Source organism: Rhodoferax sp. GW822-FHT02A01 (genome assembly GCF_038784515.1).
GTDB lineage: Bacteria > Pseudomonadota > Gammaproteobacteria > Burkholderiales > Burkholderiaceae_C > Allorhodoferax.
Genome location: NZ_CP152376.1, coordinates 3,532,506 through 3,550,622, shown reverse-complemented (window position 1 = coordinate 3,550,622; position 18,117 = coordinate 3,532,506). Strand labels below are relative to the sequence as shown.

Below are 18,117 nucleotides of genomic sequence, written 5' to 3'. Positions count from 1 at the left end.
CTTAGTTCTTGTAGTCGGGTTCGGTGCGTTCGAGCTGGCGCAGCCAGGCGGCCCAGACGACGTGGCGCTCATGTTGCACGCCCTTGAACTGCTGGCTGGCATGCGCGCTCAGGTGCGCGGGCAGTTCGGTCACACCGCCGCCCAGGCAGGCCATTTGCGCTGCGGCGAGCTGGATTTCGCAAGCACGGTTGAGGTAGTACATCACGCAGAAGGCGTCGGCCACCGTGGGCCCCACGCTGAGCAGGCCGTGGTGGCGCAGGATCAGCCCCATGTTGTTGCCCAGTGCCTGCTGGATGCGGCTGCGCTCTTCCAGGTTGAAGGCCACGCCCTCATACGGGTGGTAGCCAATGCCCTGGTAGAACTCGGTGGAAATCTGGTTGAGCTGCAGCAGCCCGCGCTCGCTGGCGGCCACCGCCATGCCGGCCAGTGTGTGGGTGTGGATGACACAGTGTGCATCGTCGCGCGCAGTGTGCACCGCGCTGTGGATGGTGAAGCCCGCCGGGTTGTACTTGGCGTCACCATCAACAATCTTGCCTTTGACGTCCACCACGATGAGGTCGCTGGCGCGCACTTCGCCAAACATCAGGCCGAAAGGGTTGAGCAAAAAGCGCTCCTCGCCCCCCGCTGAGGGCAGACGCACCGAGAAGTGGGTGTAGATGGTGTCTTCCCAACCAAAGCGCGCGGCTAGCCGGTAGGCGGCGGCCAGGTCGCGACGCAGGGCGGTTTCTTGTGTTGCGGTGAGGGTGGTTGTCATTGTGGTGTGATGGCTGTGTTGTCCAGCCCCATGAACTTGCGCACGCGCAGCAGGGTTTCATCGGGCTCAGTTTGGTTGCGCAGTTGGTCGGGCGAAATATCCAGTTGCAAACGGCCGCCTTCCATGAAGACGATGCGGTCCGAGATCTGCAGGGCAAAGTCCATTTCGTGCGTCACGATCAGCATGGTCATGCCTTCCTTGGCCAGGCTCTGGATGACCTTGAGCACATCGCCCACCAGCTCAGGGTCCAGCGCCGAGGTGGGTTCGTCGAACAGCATGATGTCGGGCTGCAGGGCCAGAGCCCGCGCGATGGCCACGCGTTGTTGCTGACCGCCGGAGAGCTGGTGCGGGTATTTTTCAGCGTGGGCCAGCAACCCCACCTTGTCGAGCAGGCGCAGGGCTACCGCGCGGTCCATTTGCGTGTCTGTGCTGCCGTGGTAGTGCGGGGCCATCAGGATGTTGCCCAGCACGGTGAGGTGGGGAAACAGGTTGAAGCTCTGGAACACCATGCCGATACGGCGTATGCCTTTGCGCACGCGCGCACTGTCGGGCTTGTCGCCAGCCTGGATGTAGCTTTCGCCAAACAGGATGATCTCGCCCGCGTCGATTTTTTCCAGGGCATTGATGGTGCGGATCAGCGAGGTCTTGCCGGAGCCCGAAGGACCGATCACGCTGAGCACATCGCCTGCGGCCACGCACAGGTCCACTCCACCCAGCACCTTGTGCGTGCCATAGCTTTTGTGGATGCCACGCATCTCCAGCGTCAGCGGCTGGCCGGGCACATGCACCGACACGTTGGCCGCGGGCACGGGGCCCAGCGCCTGCAGCCACTGGGCACAGGTAGCATCATCCAGCGTGGGTGGCTGGCGGCGCTGCAGGTCCAGCTTGCGTTCCACCCAGTGAAAGGCCGAGCCGAACAGCGACACGATCAGCACGTAATACACCGCCACGGCCAGCAGGGTTTCCATGACCAGGAAGTTCTGGCTGTACAGGCGCTGCCCCGTCATCAGCAACTCCTGCAAAGAGATGACGGAAACCAGCGAGGTCAGCTTGATGACGGTGACGTATTCGTTCACCAGGGTGGGCAGCGCAATGCGCAGCGCCTGCGGTACCACGATGCGGGTCTGCACACCCAAAAAGCCCAGGCCCAGCGCATGCCCGGCCTCACGCTGGCCGCGCGACACCGACAGCAGGCCGCCGCGGTGGATTTCGGCCATGTAGGCGGTCTCGGTCAGGACCAGCGAAACCAGCCCCGACACGAACGGAATCGAGAGCACGGGTCCGCTGGCAGGAAAGATCTGGGGCATGTTGAAAACAAACACCAGCAGCACCAGCAAGGGCACGCTGCGAAAGAACCAGACGTAGACCTTGGCCAAGGCACGCAGCCCGGCCATGGTGGAGAGCTCGGCGCTCGCCACCACAAAGCCCAGCACCATGCCGATGATCCAGGACAGCGAGCCCAGCTCGATGACCGTGACACAGGCACGCCAGAACATCCCCATGGAAAAGAGTGAGAAAAAATAGGTCCAGTCCAACTCCATGGGAATCCTCTGCGTGCCGTGATGAAAGAGCGGTCGGTTTACTTGGAGGCGACGGGTGTCAGCTCATACTTCTTGAGCAACGCGCCGAATTCACCGCTCTTGCGCACTGCGGCCAGTGCACTCTCCAGCCCTTGGAACACAGCCGTGTTGCCCTTCTTCACATAGATGCCCAGGGTCTGGGGATAGACGATGGCGGGCGAGCTGATGGCCAGGCGGCCCTTGCTGCGTTCCACAAAGGTCTTGGCCGCACCGGCAATTTCCAGCTGGGCCTGCACGTTCTTGGACAGCAAGGCCTGGGAGACTTCAGGCGCCGTGGGGAACTCGCTCACTTCCACGGTAGGTTTGCCGTTGGGTGCGCAGTATTCGGTGGACAAGGTCTTGAGCGCCTTGACCCAGCTGGTGCCGGCTTCCAGACCCACCTTCAGGCCGCACAGGTCCTTTTCGGTCTTGGGCTGGGCGGGGCTGTCCTTGGGCACCATGATGAGGGCACCTGTGGTGGCGTAGGGAATGGCGTCGGCAATGGCGGTGCGCTCGGCCGTGACGTACAGGCCGGAGATCACCACGTCGTGCTGACCGCCGTTCAGGCCCAACACCAGGTTGGCGAACTTGGTGTCGGCAAACTGGGGCTTGAGCTTCATTTCACGTGCCAGCAGGGCCGAGACTTCCGGGTCAAAGCCCACCACCTTGTCACCGTCATACGACTCAAAGGGTGGGTAGGAAATTTCCATCGCCACTTTCAATACGCCGGGGGCGAGGGTTTGCGCCTGTACGGCGGACGCGCCAACCAGAACAAGTGCGGCGGCGAAGCCCAGCTTCATTTTGCGGGACAGGGAAGATGCTTTGGTCATGGTGAAAAACTCCTAGGTTGGGAACAGAAAAACAGGGGAAGGAAAAAAGTGAAACGGGGAATCAAGCAGGCGTGGTTTCGGTCTTCTTGAAGTTGCCGAAGCTCGACGGTTTGCGCGCACCGTGGGGCAGTTGCAGTTCGCCTGCTGCCACCTTTGCACGCAGGTAGCTGTAGGTCTGCAGCGCCATGCTCCACATGTGTTCGCCGATGGTGATTTCCTCGTAGGAGGTCTCTGCGCCCTCTTCTAGGAACTGGGGCAAGGGCCGCACCTTGGTGTTGTAGTCACAGGCGAAGAACAGCGGGAAGGAATAGCGCTCGTGCTTGACCTTGCGCACGCGGTGGCTGGTGGCCACAAAGGCGCCTGCGGTCCAGACTTCCAGCATGTCGCCCACGTTGATGACGTAAGCCTCCTCGCCATCCACCGTGACCGGGGGCGCATCGATCCATTGGCCCTTGTCGTTGAGCACTTCCAGCCCGGGCTGGTCGGCCAGCAGCAGCGTGAAGCACTCGTAGTCGGTATGTGCGCCAATGCCGGGCACATCTTCCGCGCTGGGGTCCACCGGGTAGTGGATCAGGCGCAACTTGGACGGCGGGCAGGTGACGTAGGCATCGAAGGCGTCCTCGGGCTGGCCCAGGGCCAGTGCAAAGGCATGCATCAGGCGCTGCCCCAGATTGAACACGGCGGCGTAGTAGGCCTGCACGGCCTCCTTGAAGCCGGGCAGGTCCGGCCATTTGTTGCCACCGATCAGTGGCAGGTTGGCCTTCACCATGGGGTGGTCGTCGGCAGCTTCAAAGCCGATGTCGTAAGCCTCCTTGTGGTCAGGGCGGCCCTGGGCATAGATTTCTTCGCCTTCGGGCACAAAGCCCTTGTGGCCACGGCCCAGGCCGATGTGATAGCCCATCTTCCATTCCAGCTCCTTGGCATAGAGCTGGGCCGCAGCGGCACGCAGTGCAGCGATCTGACTGGCAGCAATGCCATGGCCGCTGATGTAGAAGAAGCCGACGTTGCGGGCAGCGTCGCCAATCTCGTCAGCCACCGCCTTGCGGTCTTCCAGCCGGTCGCTGAACAGGCCTTTGATATTGATGATGGGTAGCGCAGAGAAGTCGCCCCGTGCGCTGTATTTGGATGTACTCATATGGTGGTCTGGCAGGATGAAGGTAGGGTCAAGGGAAAGCGTTCAGTTCGATGCACCGGACCTGGCAGAAGACCAACGCAAGAAGTGTGCTTGCTCGGTATGTGCCATCCAGCGGTTGAGCTCGGCGGTGTCGGCAATGGGGGCGCGGGTAAAAGGCAGCAGGTGCGTATAACCATCGGGGCCGCACTCCGGGGTGAGCGTGGTGGTGGTATAGCCACGCTGCACCTGTGAGGCCCAGACGGCTTCCCACACACCCTGGTGGAATGCCAGCTCGCGGGCGTACTCGGGCGCTGCCGGATGGGGGACCTGTGGACCCTGGTCGTAGCCCACGCGTGCCTGCACATGGTGCACACGCTCCACAAAAGGCGTCAGCTCATCGACAGGGTCACACAGCAGCCGCTCACTCACCACCACCCAGTGGCTGATGTCGGCGGTGAAGCGCAGCTGCGGCAGTTGCGCGATCAGCTCCAGCGTGAGCCAGGGGCTGTAGAGCGAGGTGGCGCGGTGTGTCTCAAAGCTGCACAGGACGCCCGCCGCATCAGCCAGCGCCTGGGCCCGCCCGAAGAACTCCACCTGCTGGGCCAGCGGCCAGCGGTCGTTGCCTGCCAGCAGGTTCAGAAAGCGGGGTTGCAGCTGGGCTGCGTTGTCCAGCGCAAGCTGCAGGCGATCGAGATGCTGCTGTGCGGTCCAGGACTGGTTGGGTATCACGTCACCACCGGTAAAGACGATGGCGATGTAAGCCAGCCCTTCCTGCTGCAACGCACTGGCCAGGGTACGCACCGCAAAAGGGTCGGTCGGCATGCGGGCCTCCACGCCCACGCCGCCCATCTGGCGCACCTGGGCTGCGCACTGGCTCCAGTCGCCCTGCCAGCCCCACAGCGTCTTGAATACGTCCAGCTTCGCGGCGCGTCCTTCAGCGAGACTGCACGCCGGGCAACACGCACAGCATTTCGTACAACAGGTTGGCGCCCAGCTGCGCGGTATTGCCGCTGAGGTCATACGGTGGGGAAACCTCCACCAGGTCACCACCGATCAGATTGAGACCCTTGCAGCCACGCACGATTTCCAGGCCCTGGATGGAAGTCAGGCCGCCCACCTCAGGCGTGCCGGTGCCGGGCGCCCAGGCCGGGTCAATGCCGTCGATGTCAAAGCTGAGATACACCGGGCCGTCGCCCACGATGGCGCGCACGTCGGCCATCAGCGGGGTGAGCGACTTGTACCAGCACTGCTCGGCGGTAAAGAGCCTGAAGCCCTGGTCCACACCCCATTGGAAGTCGCCGCTGGTATAGCCCTGGGCGCGCTGGCCGATCTGCACCACGCGCTTGCAGTCAAGCAGACCTTCCTCCACGGCGCGGCGGAAGGTGCTGCCATGGGTTATCTTTTCTCCAAACATATCGTCGTTGGTGTCGGTATGGGCATCCACATGGATCAGCCCCACCGGCCCGTGCTTCTTGGTCAATGCCCGCAGAATGGGCAATGTGATGGTGTGGTCACCTCCCAAGGTGAGCGGAATCACGGGGAAGGCATTGAGCCGGGTGTAGGCCTCCTCGATGATGCGCACCGAGTCCAGCAGGTTGAAGGTGTTGATGGCCACGTCCCCCAGATCCGCCACCTGCAGGGTGTCGAACGGCGCGGCTCCGGTGGCCATGTTGTAGGGGCGGATCATCACGGATTCCGCACGGATGCTGCGGGGGCCGAAACGGGTGCCCGCCCGCAGGGAGGCACCTATGTCCAGCGGCACGCCCATGAAGGCAACATCCAGGCCTTCTGGCGAGGTGGCAGAGGGCAATCGCATCATGGTGGCCAGTCCGGCAAAGCGTGGCATTTCGTTGCCGCCCTGGGGTTGGTTGAGCTGTTTGGACACGTGAATTTCCTTGGGGTCTATGTCGTTGATGGCCCATTATTCCGGCGACTTGCATCCATAAAAAATGCGGGAATTGAAATAATCAGTTCAGAAAAACCTAAACTAAGTACCCACACCGAAATCGCCCATGCCCGACCTCAAACTGCTTCGCATCTACGTGTCTGTTGCACGCCACCAGGGCTTCTCCCGGGCCCAGCAGGAGCTCAATCTCACCACCTCGGCCATCAGCACCTATATGAGCCAACTGGAGACACAGGTGGGATTCACCCTGTGTCAGCGCGGGCGCGGCGGCTTCAAGCTCACAGAGAAAGGCGAAATGCTGCTGGGCGAGGCACAGCGCCTGCTGGCCGACATCGAAGGTTTCAAGGCCTATACCGCGTTGCTCAAGGGCGACATGGCCGGCACACTCAAGATGGGTGTGCTGGACTCCACCGTCACCGACAAGGGCCTGGCCCTGCCCACGGTGATTGGGGAATTCTGCAAGCGCTACCCGTCCGTGCACCTGAGCCTGTTCGTCAAGAGCCCCTATGAGCTGCAGGATGCGGTTCTGTCCAACGAACTGGACCTTGCCGTGGGCTTCTTCCCGGCTCGCGCCAACGGCCTGATGTATTACCCGCTGTACCGCGAGCAGCTGTGGCTGTACTGCAGCGACCAGCACCCCCTGTTTGCGCAGAAACGCGTGTCGGAATCAGCTGTGACGGAATACAGCACGGTGCGCCACCGCTACTGGAGCCAGACCGAGCTCGGGCGCCTGGGCTTCAACCGCAGCGTGGCCACGGTGGAGAGCATGGAAGCGCAGCTCATCCTGATCCTCTCCGGTGCCTACACTGGCTATCTGCCGGAGCACTATGCGCAGCCCTGGGTAGACCAGGGTCGCCTCAAGGTGCTGCTGCCTTCGGCGTTTGGCTACCAGTCGCAGTTCTCGCTGGCGGTGCGCCGGGGCCGCAGCCGAGAACCCCATCTGCAGACCATTCGCGAACTGCTGCAGAGCAAGTCGTCGCGGCGCAAATAGCACTCTCTATACTGCATCGCAAACCCACTGCGAACCCATTGCCCGTGTCGACTTCCACGCAACCACCCTCCCCGCTGCGCCGCATTGCGCACCTGGACATGGATGCGTTCTATGCCTCCGTGGAGCTGCTGCGCTACCCGCAGCTCAAGGGCCTGCCGGTGGTGATTGGCGGCGGGCGCCGGCGCGAGGACGACCTGCTGGGCCGGCTGCGCGCCGCCCACCCGGACCAGGAGTGGAGCAGCGAACACCTGCACCGCATTCCGGTGGACTTCTTTCCCCTGCTGTCGGGCTACACCGGGCGCGGGGTCATCACCACCGCCACCTACGCGGCACGGCAGTTTGGCGTGGGTTCGGCCATGGGCCTGATGAAGGCGGCCAAGCTCTGCCCGCAAGCCATATTGTTACCGGTGGACTTTGACCAATACCGGCATTACTCGCGCCGCTTCAAGGCCATCATCACCGAGATCGCGCCGCTGATGGAAGACCGCGGTGTGGATGAGGTCTACATCGATTTCACCCAGGTACCCGGCGGTCAGCGCGAAGGCGGTCGGGTGCTGGCGCGGCTTATCCAGAAAGCCATTTTTGACGACACCGGCCTGACCTGCTCGGTGGGCGTGGCGCCCAACAAACTGCTGGCCAAGATGGCCAGCGAATTCAACAAGCCCAACGGCATTTCCATCGTGATGGAAGAAGACCTGGAGTCCAAGATCTGGCCGCTGGCCTGCCGCAAGATCAATGGCATAGGCCCCAAGGCCGATGCCAAACTCCAGAGCCATGGCATCACCACCATAGGCCAGTTGGCCGCGCGTGACTTGCAGTGGCTGATGGACACCTTTGGCGAACGCACGGGCGCCTGGATGCATGCAGCCTCCCACGGCCAGGACAACCGTCCGGTGGTGACCGAAAGTGAGCCGGTCAGCATGAGCCGCGAGACCACGTTCGACCGCGACCTGCATGCCGTGCGCGACAAGGCCGAGCTGGGCGCCATCTTCACCAAGCTGTGCGAACAGGTGGCCGGCGACCTACAGCGCAAGGGTTACGTGGGCAAGACGATTGGCATCAAGCTGCGCTTTGATGACTTCCAGATCGTGACCCGCGACCAGACCATAGACCACTACATCGCCGATGCCAAGGCCATACGCCAGTTTGCCGGGCAGTGCCTGAAGCGCGCACCGCTGCAGAAGCGCCTGCGCCTGCTGGGAGTGAGGGTGGGGGCGTTGCTGAAGGCGGATGATGCGGGGGCAGCGGAAACCATCACCCATCGCAGTGATGGCACTGTCGTGGACGAGTTGACAGGGCAGCTTTTCTAGGCGCCAGCTGGATCAGCCTGGCACGCTCTGGAACACCGCCATCTCCCGCAGCAACCAGTCCTTGAACACCTTGCTGGCGTGGCGCGTGCGCATGCCTTCGGGCGCAATCAGGTAGTAGGACTCTTTCAAGGGGATGGAGAACGCAAAGGGCCGCACCAGTTGGCCAGATGCCAGCAAGTCGTTGACGATGGTTTCATGCGCCAGCGCCACGCCCAGATCGCGCTGCGCCCACTCCAGGCTCAAGGCCCAGGTGCTGGCGCGATGCACTGCAGGAACCTCCAGGCTATGGCCCTGGGGATGCGCCTTGAGCCAGGCACCCCAACTCTGGGCGGTGCCGGGCAGATCAAACAGGCGCTGCGCCAGCAGGTCATCCAGCGATTTGATCTGGCGCGCCAGCTTCGGTGAACACACCGGGAACAAGGTGTCGCGCGTGAGGCGCTTGCCAGCGATGCCCTCCTTCTTGCCTAGGCCAAACACGATCTGCATGGACGCGGCGTGGTTGGGTCGCTCCTCGCTCCAGACCGAGGTGGCCAGGTTGAGCTGCACACTGGGGTTCTCTTCCATGAACTGGCCCAGACGCGGCGTGAGCCAGAACAAGGCAAACGAAAGGTTCACCTGCAGCTCCAGCACATCCGGGTCATTGCGCCCCTGCAGGACCGTGGTGCCCTCCTCCAGCATGGCGAATGCCGCCTGCACCGTGGGCAGGTAACCACGCCCCTCGTCGGTGAGTTCCAGGCCACGCGCGCGGCGCAGGAACAGGCTGCGCCCCAAGGCGCTCTCCAGGCTCTTGATCTGCTGGCTCACGGCGCTTTGGGTCATGTTCAGCTCCTCCGCTGCAGAGGTGAAACTCAGCGCGCGGGCCGAGGCCTCAAAGGCGCGCAGCCAGTTCAAGGGGGGAAGTCGGGCCATGGGGCATCCATAAGTGAGGCATTAGTCAAACTAATCTTATAACGAAAGTTTTTTCGTTTGAAGAATTGAGGGAAGTCAAGCAAACTGCATTCCATCGTCCACTGCCCTGTCGCTGCCCGCGAAGAACACCGTGAAATCTGAAATCCTTCTGCATACCGAATCCAAGCCCGTGCGCGTGATGCTGCGCCAGGGCGCCAAGGAAACCGAGCTCCCCGCCCTGTGGCTGCGCGCCCGCAGCCTGGACCCGTCGCAGCGCGACGTGGTCACTGGCCAGCGCCTGATGAACCCGCACCTGCTGCCCGACGATCTGTACCTGCTGGGCGCACGCCATGTGGAGGGCAAGCTGCATCTGTCGTTCAGCGATGGGTTCTCCGGCCAGTTTGACCAGGAGGAACTGGTGCAAGGTGCGGTGCTCAGCACCGGCTGCCCCGAACCCAAGCCCTGGCGCTCGGACCTGACGCCACGCCCGGTTTACCGCTGGGCAGATCTGCAGCAGGAGGCGGTGCTGTACCGCGCCCTGCGGGACTTCATTGAACGCGGCTTCCTGCTGGTGAATGAGACACCCACCAAGGCCGACTCGATTCTGGAAATCGCCCGTCGCTTCGGCTTTGTGCGCACCACCAACTTCGGCGCCTTCTTTGAGGTCTATTCCCGCCCCGACTCCAACGATCTGGCCTACCGCCCGGTCGCCCTGGGCCCGCACACCGACAACCCCTACCGCACACCGGTGCCCGGCATACAGATCCTGCAATGCCTGCAAAACGAAACATCCGGCGGCCTCTCCACCCTGGTGGACAGCCTGGCGGTGGCCGAGCAGGTGCGACGCGAAGACCCGGAAGGTTTTGCGCTGCTGAGCCGCATCCCGGTGCGCTACGAGTTCCGCGATGCGACCACGCATCTGGTTTCCATCAAGCCCATGATCGAGCTCGATGGCGAGGGCAACATGACCGGCGTGCACTACAGCCCGCGCCTGGACGACATCCCGGTGATGTCGCAGGAAGATACCCGCCGCTACCATGCAGCCCGCAAACGCCTGGGCGTGCTGTTTGAAGACCCGCAGTACGAGCTGCGCATCCGCCTCAATGCGGGCGAGATGATGATGTTTGACAACAACCGCGTGCTGCACGGACGCACCGCCTTCGACCCCTCCGAGGGCCACCGCCAGTTGCAAGGCTGCTATGTGGACCGCGACGGCCCACGCAGCCAGTACCTGGTCCTCAAACGTCAATTCGGCTGATAGCCCCTCACCCCCAAGGATATGTACATGGACACCGTTGCCTTTACCCAGATGAAAGATGGCACCCGCGAGGAGTACGTCTTTCTGCAGAAGCTGGAACACGACTACATCCGCGCCCTGCCCGAGCGACTGCTGCTGGCGCTGGAGCGCCTGGGCGGATCGCTGCAGGGTTACAAGATTTCCCGGCTGGAGCACTCCCTGCAAAGCGCAACCCGCGCCGAGGACGATGGTGCCGACATCGAGATGGTGGTGGCGGCCCTGCTGCACGACCTGGGCGATGAGCTGGCTCCCGAGAACCACTCGCAGTTTGCCGCCAGCATTCTGCGGCCCTTTGTGCGCCCCGAAGTGACCTGGGTGGTAGAGATGCACGGCCTGTTCCAGATGCAGTACTACGCGCACCACTACGACAAGGATGTGCAAGGCCACCTGGCGTACAAGGACCACCGCTGGTTTGAATCCTGCCAGCGCTTTTGCGAGCGCTACGACCAGGCCGCCTTCGACCCGGCCTACCCGACCAAGCCCCCGAGCCACTTTGAGCCCATGCTGCGCGAGGTGTTCAGCCGACCGGCATTTGCGCATCCAGCGCAATGACCGACGGTGCGGCTTTTGCCAGCGCCATCCAGACGGAAAACGACAAGGTTCTGGCTTCTTTCCGGGGAGCCATGCGCAGGACTTCGAGCTTGTCGTTGGCATACAGCATCACGCCGCACTCCATGGGAATCTCCTCCGGCTCGCCAATGGCCTGGCCTTTGGCATTGCAGCCGAGCACGTACCAACATTGGCCGCCGATATCGAGATAGGCATTGCGCTTGTCGACCTGTTTGAGATCGCCCAGCAGGTCGGCACGGCTGACCTTGATCTCGTGCACGATGGGCTCCAGATAGTCCGGGCGTGAGCTGTTGCGGATGGAAAACACGTCCGGGTTGCACATCTTCCAGCGCGGCTTGGACGACGCTTCGTCAGCGGCCGGCAACATGGCGCGCAGGCTCAAGCCCTTCCAGACCAGGCGCCCGTCACGCGCCATGGCCTGCGCCACCTGGTCCACCAGCGCCTCATGCGCCGAAAACGCCTTGCGGTTGCTGTGCGCCGCACCCGCCAGAAACTGGATGCCGGCATCCGTGACCCGTACGCATTCCAGACCACCCGGATTGGGGATGCGCTCCAGCAGGCCGGCCGCTAGCAGCTCCACCTCCACCACGTCCAGACAAGGCCAGCCCGCGGAGCGGTAGACCTCGCGCAGTCGCTTGGCGTGGACGCGCTTGAGAGTGGGCTGAACGGGTGTGGTCATTGGCGGTATGGTAATTTCTGTGCCATCGCCATTTTGGAGTGAAAGCACCATGTGCCGAAGCATCAAGACCCTCTTCAACTTTGATCCCCCCGCCACGGAAATCGAGATACGCGACGCCTCGCTGCAGTTTGTGCGCAAGCTCAGCGGCTTCAACGTGCCATCCAAGGCCAATGAGGCCGCTTTCGAGCGCGCCGTGCAAGAGGTAGCCGCCAGCGCACGCACCTTGATCCAGTCGCTGACGACCCATGCCAGCCCGCGCAACCGGGAAGTGGAAGCCGCAAAGGCCAAAGCGGCGCAAGGGGCCCGGTGGGGCACGCGTTGACATGACCAAGTCAGTTTCAACACAAGACGCGTTTCCTGCCGAAGGTGGCTGCGATTGCCAAGCCGTTCGTTATCGCATGGAAACCAAGCCATTAGTCGTGCACTGCTGCCACTGCCGCTGGTGCCAAAGGGAATCCGGTGCTGCCTTTGCACTGAATGCCATGATAGAAGCGGATCGTGTCACCATGCTTGGAGTGCCTCCGGAAGTGGTGGACACGCCCTCTGCCAGTGGCCTGGGCCAAAAGATTGCACGCTGCCCGACCTGCAAGGTGGCGGTATGGAGCCACTACGCCGGATCGGGCGCTGCCGTCAAATTCGTTCGCGTTGGCACGTTGGACAATCCGGACCTGCTGCCACCAGATGTCCATATCTTCACTGCCTCCAAACAGCCTTGGGTTGTACTGCCCGAAGGCGCCGTTGCGTTTGAAGACTACTATGCGCGCGAACACGTTTGGCCCGCTGAGAGTCTGGCAAGGCGAAAGACCATGCTGGCTGCCAAGTCAGGCGCTACATGACGACACTCTACTCCATCCTGTTCGTCTGCATGGGCAATATATGCCGCAGCCCCACTGCACACGGTGTGTTCCGCCATAAGGTCATGAGGCAGAGCATGGCTGATCGGGTTGCCATCGATTCCGCAGGTACCCACAACTACCATCCCGGCAGCGCGCCCGATGCGCGCTCACAAGCGCATGCCGCCAAACGTGGCTACGACCTGTCGGACTTGCGTGCCCGGCAAATACGGCAGAGCGACTTCGAGCGCTTTGACCTGATTCTGGTGATGGACTGGGACAACCTGGCCGACGTGAAAGAGATATGTCCGCCGCCGCATCTGCCCAAGATTCGCCGCCTCACCGAGTTCTGCCAAAGATCGGACAGCCCAGTGGTGCCCGACCCCTACTACGGCGGCCCACAGGGCTTCGATCAGGTGTTGGATCTGGTGGAAGACGCCTGTGACGGATTGATACTGCACGTACAGACTGTCTGACAGCATCCATGGGAAAGCGCAGCCATTACAGCGTCTACGTCATCGAACTGTCGAAAGACGTGTTGCTTGAAGCGAAGTTTCTCAAGGCCAATCCGCACTATGTCCAAGGCAAGCCCTGTGTCTACGTTGGAATGACCGGTTTGGACCCGGATGTGCGGTTTGACAAGCACAAGGCCGGCATCCAGCACAATCGCTACGTTCTGCTGTATGGCCTTCAATTGGTTCCCGACCTGTATGAAGCCTATAACCCGATGTCCTACAAGGCGGCCGTGGACATGGAGATTGAATTGGGCATCGGTTTGCGCGAGGCCGGATTCGGTGTCTGGCAGGCATGAGAAAGCCACCGGACAGTTCCCCTATTTCAACAAGGAGGTCCCATGACCATTGAAACCCAAGACGACGTCGCTGCACTTCAACGCATCGGCAAAATTGTTTCCAGCGTGCTGCAGGAGATGCTCGACGCAGCCGAACCCGGCATGACCACACGGGAGCTAGACGCTTTGGGAGCGCAACTGCTGGAGCGCCATGGTGCGCGGTCAGCGCCCATGCTCACCTACAACTTTCCCGGCGCAACCTGCATCAGCATCAACGAAGAGGCTGCACACGGCATTCCCGGTGATCGGGTGATCCGAGCGGGTGACGTCTTGAACGTGGACGTCTCCGCCGAACTGGGAGGCTATTTCGCCGATACCGGAGGTACCAAGGTAGTGCCACCGACCAACCCGCAGAAGACGCGCTTGTGCCCACGCGCACGGCCCTGCAAAACGCCATGAAGCATGCCCGTGCCGGCCAGCCCATCAATGACATCGGTGCGGCGATCCAGCGCACAGCCAAGGCATACGGCTTCAAGATCATCGAAAACCTGGGTAGCCACGGCGTGGGACGTGCATTGCATGAAGCGCCAGAGCATATTGCCGGCTACTTTGATCCGACGGATACGCGCATCCTGGAAGAAGGCATGGTGATCACCATTGAACCCTTTCTTTCCACCAAGAGCCGTGTGGTGAATGAGACGTCCGATGGATGGACTCTGGTGGGCGTGCGTGGCAACTTGTCCGCGCAGTACGAGCACACCATGATCATCACCAAGGGTGAGCCCATCGTTGTCACGCAGCACTGAGTGAACTGCGCCAGAGCCCCTTCTGCCTAGTGGAGGGCCTTGGCATCGGCCAGCCGCCACAGCGAAGTCACCTCCACCGACCGCGCAGCATGCAAAGGATCCGCGGAGTCGCTGGCCTTGCCATGCACAGGCACGGTGTCGAGGCGACCGACGACAACCAGGCCCGCAGCAGCAAACGCTGCCAGCAAATCTGCACGGCTACGCAGCCCCAGATGCTCGGCCAGATCGGACAGGATCAGCCAGCCCTCACCTTGCGGCTCTAGATGGGCCAGCAGCCCGTTCAGAAAGCCCAGCAGCATGCCGCTACCTTCGTCGTACACCGCATGCTCGATCGGCGAGCCCGGACGTGCAGGTAGCCAGGGCGGATTGCAGACGATGATGTCTGCCAGCCCCGCGGGAAACAGATTGGCCTGCTGCACGTCAACCTGGGCGCTCACGCCCAGTTGCTCCAGGTTGCTGCGGGCGCACTGCAAGGCGCGCGCATCCATGTCGGTAGCCACCACGTGGCCCACGCCACGCCGCGCCAGCACGGCTGACAGTACGCCGGTGCCGGTGCCAATATCAAAAATGGTCAGCGCTGCGGTATCCGCAGCCAAAGGTGCCAGTTTGACTAGCCCGACGTATTCACCACGCACTGGAGAAAACACACCGTAATGCGGGTAGATACGGTTGTTGGGTGCCGCACCGAGTGAGGATATTTCCACGCCGTTCTTGCGCCACTCATGGGCGCTGATCAAGCCCAGCAGCTCGCGCATGGACGCCACACTGCCACCCTCGCCCGCCACCACGTCGCCCCAGGCTTGCGCACAAGCGATTCGGGCATCGGGACTGCGGCGCAGGGTCAGGCCATAGTCCTCGCTGAATGACAAAAGCACCATGCTCAGTACGCGGGCGCGTTGGGCCTGCGCCTGCCTATGCAGGTGAAAGCCTTTGGCAGCCGCCGCAGCGTGTTCTTCCGCACTGAACGTAGCGGGCTTCGCAGCCAGCGGTTTGCGTTTGCGCCCCCGCTTGTCGGTGGCGGCCGACTGGTCAAGGCGGCGCCCCAGCGCCTGCAACATCTGGCGCGCGTTCTGGAAGTCACCGCGCCAGAGTAGCGCAGTGCCTTCGCACGCCAGACGGTAGGCCGCATCTGCCGTCATGGTGTCGTCTGCCAGCACCACCTTTTTGGGTGCGGAGGCGCCACGTTCGGAGCGCCAGCGGGCGCTGCAGTCGTGGCCGCCCTCTTGCCAGTGGATGGTGGGAAAGACGGCGGCCACTATTGGCGTGCCGTTCGTGTGTTCAATGGCAGCGCCTGCGGATGGCTGGTGCGAAAGGGGTTGATGTCCAGACCGCCGCGGCGTGTGTAGCGCGCATAGACGGTGAGCTTGAGCGGCTTGCAGCGTGTCCAGAGGTCCATGAAGATGCGCTCCACGCACTGTTCATGGAACTCGTTGTGGTTGCGAAAGCTCACCAGGTATTGCAGCAAGCCTTCCTGGTTGATCTGCGGACCGGTGTAGCTGATCTGCACACTGCCCCAGTCGGGCTGGCCGGTGACCAGGCAATTGCTCTTGAGCAGATTGCTCACCAGCACTTCGGTGACCGGCGGCTCTTCGGTTGCTGCAGTGAGCAAATCGGGGGCAGGCTGGTAGCGGGTGCATTCGACGTCCAGGCGATCCAGGCTCAGGCCATCGAGTTCGTAAATCGGTTCCCGGTCAAACAGCTCGGGGCCAATCATCTTGACGCCCACCGAGGACTGCACCACACCGCCGCGCCATACGGCTTCGTTGATGTCGGCACGCAGTCGCGCCAGCACCTCGGCGGCATCGGTAAAACGGGTGTTGTTGTAGCTGTTGAGGTAGAGCTTGAAGGACTTGCTCTCCACGATATTCACGGATTCGCAGGGGATGGTGAAGTGCACCAGCGCCACCTGCGGTTTGCCACGCGTGTTGAGCCAGCTCAGCTCGTAGGCGGTCCAGATGTCGGCGCCAAAAAACGGGCTGGCTCCGGTCACCCCGATCTCGGCACGCTTGCCGGCGCGGGGAATGGGAAACAGCAGCGACGCATCGTACTGATCCACATAGGCCGAGGCCTTGCCCAACTGGGACTGTTCAGGGGTGTTCACGGTGTATCTCCGGCAATGTGCTTCTGGGCCATGTATAGGCGTGGGATCAGGGTTTCATGGATCTGCCGCACCGGCTCGGGAGGCAGGTCGTGCCCCATGCCTTCTATTCCCACCAGCACGGCATGCGGAATGCGACGTGCCGTGTCCTCACCGCAGACAAAGGGAACCAGCGGATCGGCATGCCCGTGAACCACAAGGGTCGGGCATTGGATGCGCCCCAGCAAGGCAGCGCGTGTGCTGTCGGCCATCACGGCGACGGTCTGGCGCAGCGTCCCGTTGGGCTGTTGACTACGACGGTAGGCTTGCACGATCTGCTGGCGAAGTTCGGCCTCCGGCGTGGGATAGCCAGGGCTGCCAATGGCCGTCAGCAACTGCAGACCGTACTGGGTAATGGACTCCTCGCTTTTGTCGCGGGGACGGCTCATCATGATGCGCAATGCTTGTGGCTGCGGGCCAGGCAAGCCTTTGCCACCGCTGCTGCTCATGATGCTGGTCAGGCTGGTCACCCGTTGCGGCGCTTCGATGGCCAGATGCTGAGCGATCATGCCGCCCATGCTGACGCCCACCACGTGGGCACAGCTAATGCCCAGCGCGTCCAGCACGCCCAGGCTGTCCTGCGCCATGTTGCTCAGGCTATACGGAGGGTGCAAGGCCATGCCCATCTGGTACTTCATCATGGTCCACGCCATGTTGGGTTTGCCCAAGTGGTCCAAAGCGGTGCTCAGGCCGCTGTCCCGGTTGTCGAAGCGGATCACGCGGTAGCCCGCGTACACCAGCGGCTGCACGAAGTAGTCGGGCCAGGAGATCAGCTGCATGCCCAGGCCCATGATCAGCAGCACGACGGGCCGCTGGCGATGGGATGGGTCTGCGGTGGCAGAGTCCTCCACCTCGATCTGCAGGCCGTTGGCGCTGACTTTCATGCCTTGCGCCTGAACACGAGCTTGGCGGGGGTGGAGACTTTGGCATCAAAGGCATAGCCTTCGGAGTCAAAGGACTTCAACTGGTCCACATGCACCAGCCGGTTGACGGTGGCGTAGCGTGCCATCAGGCCGCGCGCGCGCTTGGCAAAGAAGCTGACGATCTTGTACTGCCCGCCCTTGTATTCCTGGAACACGCACTCCACCACCTGGGACTTGAGCGCCTTGGTGTCCACGGCCTTGAAATATTCGTTGGATGCCAGGTTGACCACCACCGGGCTGGTGTCCTTGCGCAGGCGGGTGTTGAGGTATTCGGAAATGCGCGAACCCCAGAACGCATACAGGTCCTTGCCACCGGGGTTGGCGATTTGCGTGCCCATCTCCAGCCGGTAAGGCTGCATCAGGTCCAGTGGACGCAGCACGCCATAGAGACCGCTCAGAATGCAGATATGGTCTTGCGCCCAGGCCAAGTCGTCGGCGTCCAGGCTGCGCGCATCCAGACCACCGTACACATCGCCATCAAAGGCCAGGGCCGCCTGGCGGGCATTCTTTTCGGTGGCGCGGGTGGACCAAGCCTGGTAGCGCGCCACATTGAGCGTGCTGAGCTTGTCGCTCAGGTCCATCAGCTCGGCAATCTGCTTTGGCGACTGGGTCCGCAGCACATCGATCAGCACCTTGGAGTCCTTCACAAACAAAGGGGCCGTATGCGGTTGGCCGTTCAGCGGAGTCTCGTAATCCAGGGATTTGGCGGGGGAAAGTAGGAACAGCATGG

Annotated in this window: 22 protein-coding genes; 10 read left to right on the top strand and 12 right to left on the bottom strand. The window is 62.4% G+C overall.

Annotated features, from left to right (window positions below):
- Nucleotide 1: 1 nt before the first annotated feature.
- From AAGF34_RS16680 to speB, 6 genes are all read right to left on the bottom strand, one after another.
- Nucleotides 2-754, bottom strand: a complete 753-nt coding sequence (locus AAGF34_RS16680; protein WP_342616837.1) for a class II aldolase/adducin family protein — start codon at nucleotides 752-754, stop codon at nucleotides 2-4.
- Entirely contained in the window at nucleotides 751-2,295 is a 1,545-nt protein-coding gene (locus AAGF34_RS16675) for an amino acid ABC transporter permease/ATP-binding protein (protein WP_342616836.1), read from the bottom strand. Before AAGF34_RS16675 ends, AAGF34_RS16680 begins: the two co-directional genes overlap by 4 nt.
- Nucleotides 2,296-2,333: 38 nt before the next feature.
- Entirely contained in the window at nucleotides 2,334-3,143 is an 810-nt protein-coding gene (locus AAGF34_RS16670) for a transporter substrate-binding domain-containing protein (protein WP_342616835.1), read from the bottom strand.
- 61 nt (nucleotides 3,144-3,204) lie between these two features.
- A complete protein-coding gene (locus AAGF34_RS16665; protein ID WP_342616834.1) occupies nucleotides 3,205-4,278 on the bottom strand; it encodes a 2-oxoglutarate and iron-dependent oxygenase domain-containing protein in 1,074 nt (357 codons plus the stop codon).
- A gap of 42 nt (nucleotides 4,279-4,320) precedes the next feature.
- Nucleotides 4,321-5,079 (bottom strand): TIM barrel protein, encoded by a 759-nt coding sequence (locus tag AAGF34_RS16660; protein ID WP_342616833.1) that lies wholly within the window; start codon nucleotides 5,077-5,079, stop codon nucleotides 4,321-4,323.
- 112 nt (nucleotides 5,080-5,191) lie between these two features.
- Nucleotides 5,192-6,142, bottom strand: coding sequence for an agmatinase (speB, locus tag AAGF34_RS16655; protein ID WP_342616832.1), 951 nt, complete (start codon nucleotides 6,140-6,142; stop codon nucleotides 5,192-5,194).
- Between the two features lie 127 nt (nucleotides 6,143-6,269).
- Here speB and AAGF34_RS16650 point away from each other — a divergent pair, with 127 nt between their 5' ends.
- A complete protein-coding gene (locus AAGF34_RS16650; protein ID WP_342616831.1) occupies nucleotides 6,270-7,154 on the top strand; it encodes a LysR family transcriptional regulator in 885 nt (294 codons plus the stop codon).
- A gap of 98 nt (nucleotides 7,155-7,252) precedes the next feature.
- Entirely contained in the window at nucleotides 7,253-8,464 is a 1,212-nt protein-coding gene (gene dinB / locus AAGF34_RS16645; RefSeq protein ID WP_342621116.1) for a DNA polymerase IV, read from the top strand.
- Between the two features lie 12 nt (nucleotides 8,465-8,476).
- On the opposite strand, the gene AAGF34_RS16640 is transcribed toward dinB, so the two are convergent.
- Nucleotides 8,477-9,373, bottom strand: coding sequence for a LysR family transcriptional regulator (locus AAGF34_RS16640; RefSeq protein WP_342616830.1), 897 nt, complete (start codon nucleotides 9,371-9,373; stop codon nucleotides 8,477-8,479).
- A gap of 130 nt (nucleotides 9,374-9,503) precedes the next feature.
- Here AAGF34_RS16640 and AAGF34_RS16635 point away from each other — a divergent pair, with 130 nt between their 5' ends.
- Both AAGF34_RS16635 and AAGF34_RS16630 read left to right on the top strand, forming a co-directional pair.
- Nucleotides 9,504-10,610, top strand: a complete 1,107-nt coding sequence (locus tag AAGF34_RS16635) for a TauD/TfdA family dioxygenase (protein ID WP_342616829.1) — start codon at nucleotides 9,504-9,506, stop codon at nucleotides 10,608-10,610.
- A gap of 27 nt (nucleotides 10,611-10,637) precedes the next feature.
- Nucleotides 10,638-11,201, top strand: a complete 564-nt coding sequence (locus AAGF34_RS16630) for an HD domain-containing protein (RefSeq protein WP_342616828.1) — start codon at nucleotides 10,638-10,640, stop codon at nucleotides 11,199-11,201.
- On the opposite strand, the gene AAGF34_RS16625 is transcribed toward AAGF34_RS16630, so the two are convergent.
- Nucleotides 11,167-11,898, bottom strand: coding sequence for a hypothetical protein (locus tag AAGF34_RS16625; RefSeq protein ID WP_342616827.1), 732 nt, complete (start codon nucleotides 11,896-11,898; stop codon nucleotides 11,167-11,169). The two genes, AAGF34_RS16630 and AAGF34_RS16625, sit on opposite strands and share 35 nt — an antisense overlap.
- Before the next feature lie 49 nt (nucleotides 11,899-11,947).
- Between AAGF34_RS16625 and AAGF34_RS16620 the strand changes: the two genes are divergently transcribed.
- The 6 genes from AAGF34_RS16620 to AAGF34_RS16595 are packed head-to-tail and all read left to right on the top strand — an operon-like array spanning nucleotide 11,948 to nucleotide 14,327.
- A complete protein-coding gene (locus tag AAGF34_RS16620) occupies nucleotides 11,948-12,220 on the top strand; it encodes a DUF2277 domain-containing protein (RefSeq protein WP_342616826.1) in 273 nt (90 codons plus the stop codon).
- A 1-nt stretch (nucleotide 12,221) separates the two neighbouring features.
- Entirely contained in the window at nucleotides 12,222-12,734 is a 513-nt protein-coding gene (locus tag AAGF34_RS16615; RefSeq protein WP_342616825.1) for a GFA family protein, read from the top strand.
- Nucleotides 12,731-13,207, top strand: coding sequence for a low molecular weight protein-tyrosine-phosphatase (locus tag AAGF34_RS16610; protein WP_342616824.1), 477 nt, complete (start codon nucleotides 12,731-12,733; stop codon nucleotides 13,205-13,207). Before AAGF34_RS16615 ends, AAGF34_RS16610 begins: the two co-directional genes overlap by 4 nt.
- Before the next feature lie 8 nt (nucleotides 13,208-13,215).
- Nucleotides 13,216-13,542, top strand: a complete 327-nt coding sequence (locus AAGF34_RS16605) for a hypothetical protein (protein WP_342616823.1) — start codon at nucleotides 13,216-13,218, stop codon at nucleotides 13,540-13,542.
- A gap of 42 nt (nucleotides 13,543-13,584) precedes the next feature.
- The gene (locus AAGF34_RS16600) at nucleotides 13,585-13,980 is read left to right on the top strand and encodes a M24 family metallopeptidase (protein WP_342616822.1); all 396 of its coding nucleotides are present in this window, start codon (nucleotides 13,585-13,587) and stop codon (nucleotides 13,978-13,980) included.
- Nucleotides 13,977-14,327 carry a M24 family metallopeptidase gene (locus AAGF34_RS16595; RefSeq protein WP_342616821.1) on the top strand — a complete coding sequence of 117 codons (351 nt, stop codon included), beginning with the start codon at nucleotides 13,977-13,979 and terminating at the stop codon, nucleotides 14,325-14,327. The genes AAGF34_RS16600 and AAGF34_RS16595 overlap by 4 nt, the downstream gene beginning before the upstream one ends.
- 26 nt (nucleotides 14,328-14,353) lie before the next feature.
- Here AAGF34_RS16595 and AAGF34_RS16590 read toward each other — a convergent pair whose 3' ends face one another.
- Genes AAGF34_RS16590 through yaaA form a run of 4 tightly spaced genes read right to left on the bottom strand, consistent with a single transcriptional unit; the run spans nucleotide 14,354 to nucleotide 18,115 of the window.
- Entirely contained in the window at nucleotides 14,354-15,583 is a 1,230-nt protein-coding gene (locus AAGF34_RS16590; protein ID WP_342616820.1) for a class I SAM-dependent methyltransferase, read from the bottom strand.
- Nucleotides 15,583-16,428 carry an NADPH-dependent 7-cyano-7-deazaguanine reductase QueF gene (gene queF / locus AAGF34_RS16585; RefSeq protein ID WP_342616819.1) on the bottom strand — a complete coding sequence of 282 codons (846 nt, stop codon included), beginning with the start codon at nucleotides 16,426-16,428 and terminating at the stop codon, nucleotides 15,583-15,585. The genes AAGF34_RS16590 and queF overlap by 1 nt, the downstream gene beginning before the upstream one ends.
- Nucleotides 16,425-17,348: an alpha/beta hydrolase gene (locus AAGF34_RS16580; RefSeq protein ID WP_342616818.1), complete on the bottom strand. Its 924-nt coding sequence runs from the start codon at nucleotides 17,346-17,348 to the stop codon at nucleotides 16,425-16,427. Before AAGF34_RS16580 ends, queF begins: the two co-directional genes overlap by 4 nt.
- Entirely contained in the window at nucleotides 17,345-18,115 is a 771-nt protein-coding gene (gene yaaA, locus AAGF34_RS16575; protein WP_342616817.1) for a peroxide stress protein YaaA, read from the bottom strand. Before yaaA ends, AAGF34_RS16580 begins: the two co-directional genes overlap by 4 nt.
- Nucleotides 18,116-18,117: the final 2 nt, after the last annotated feature.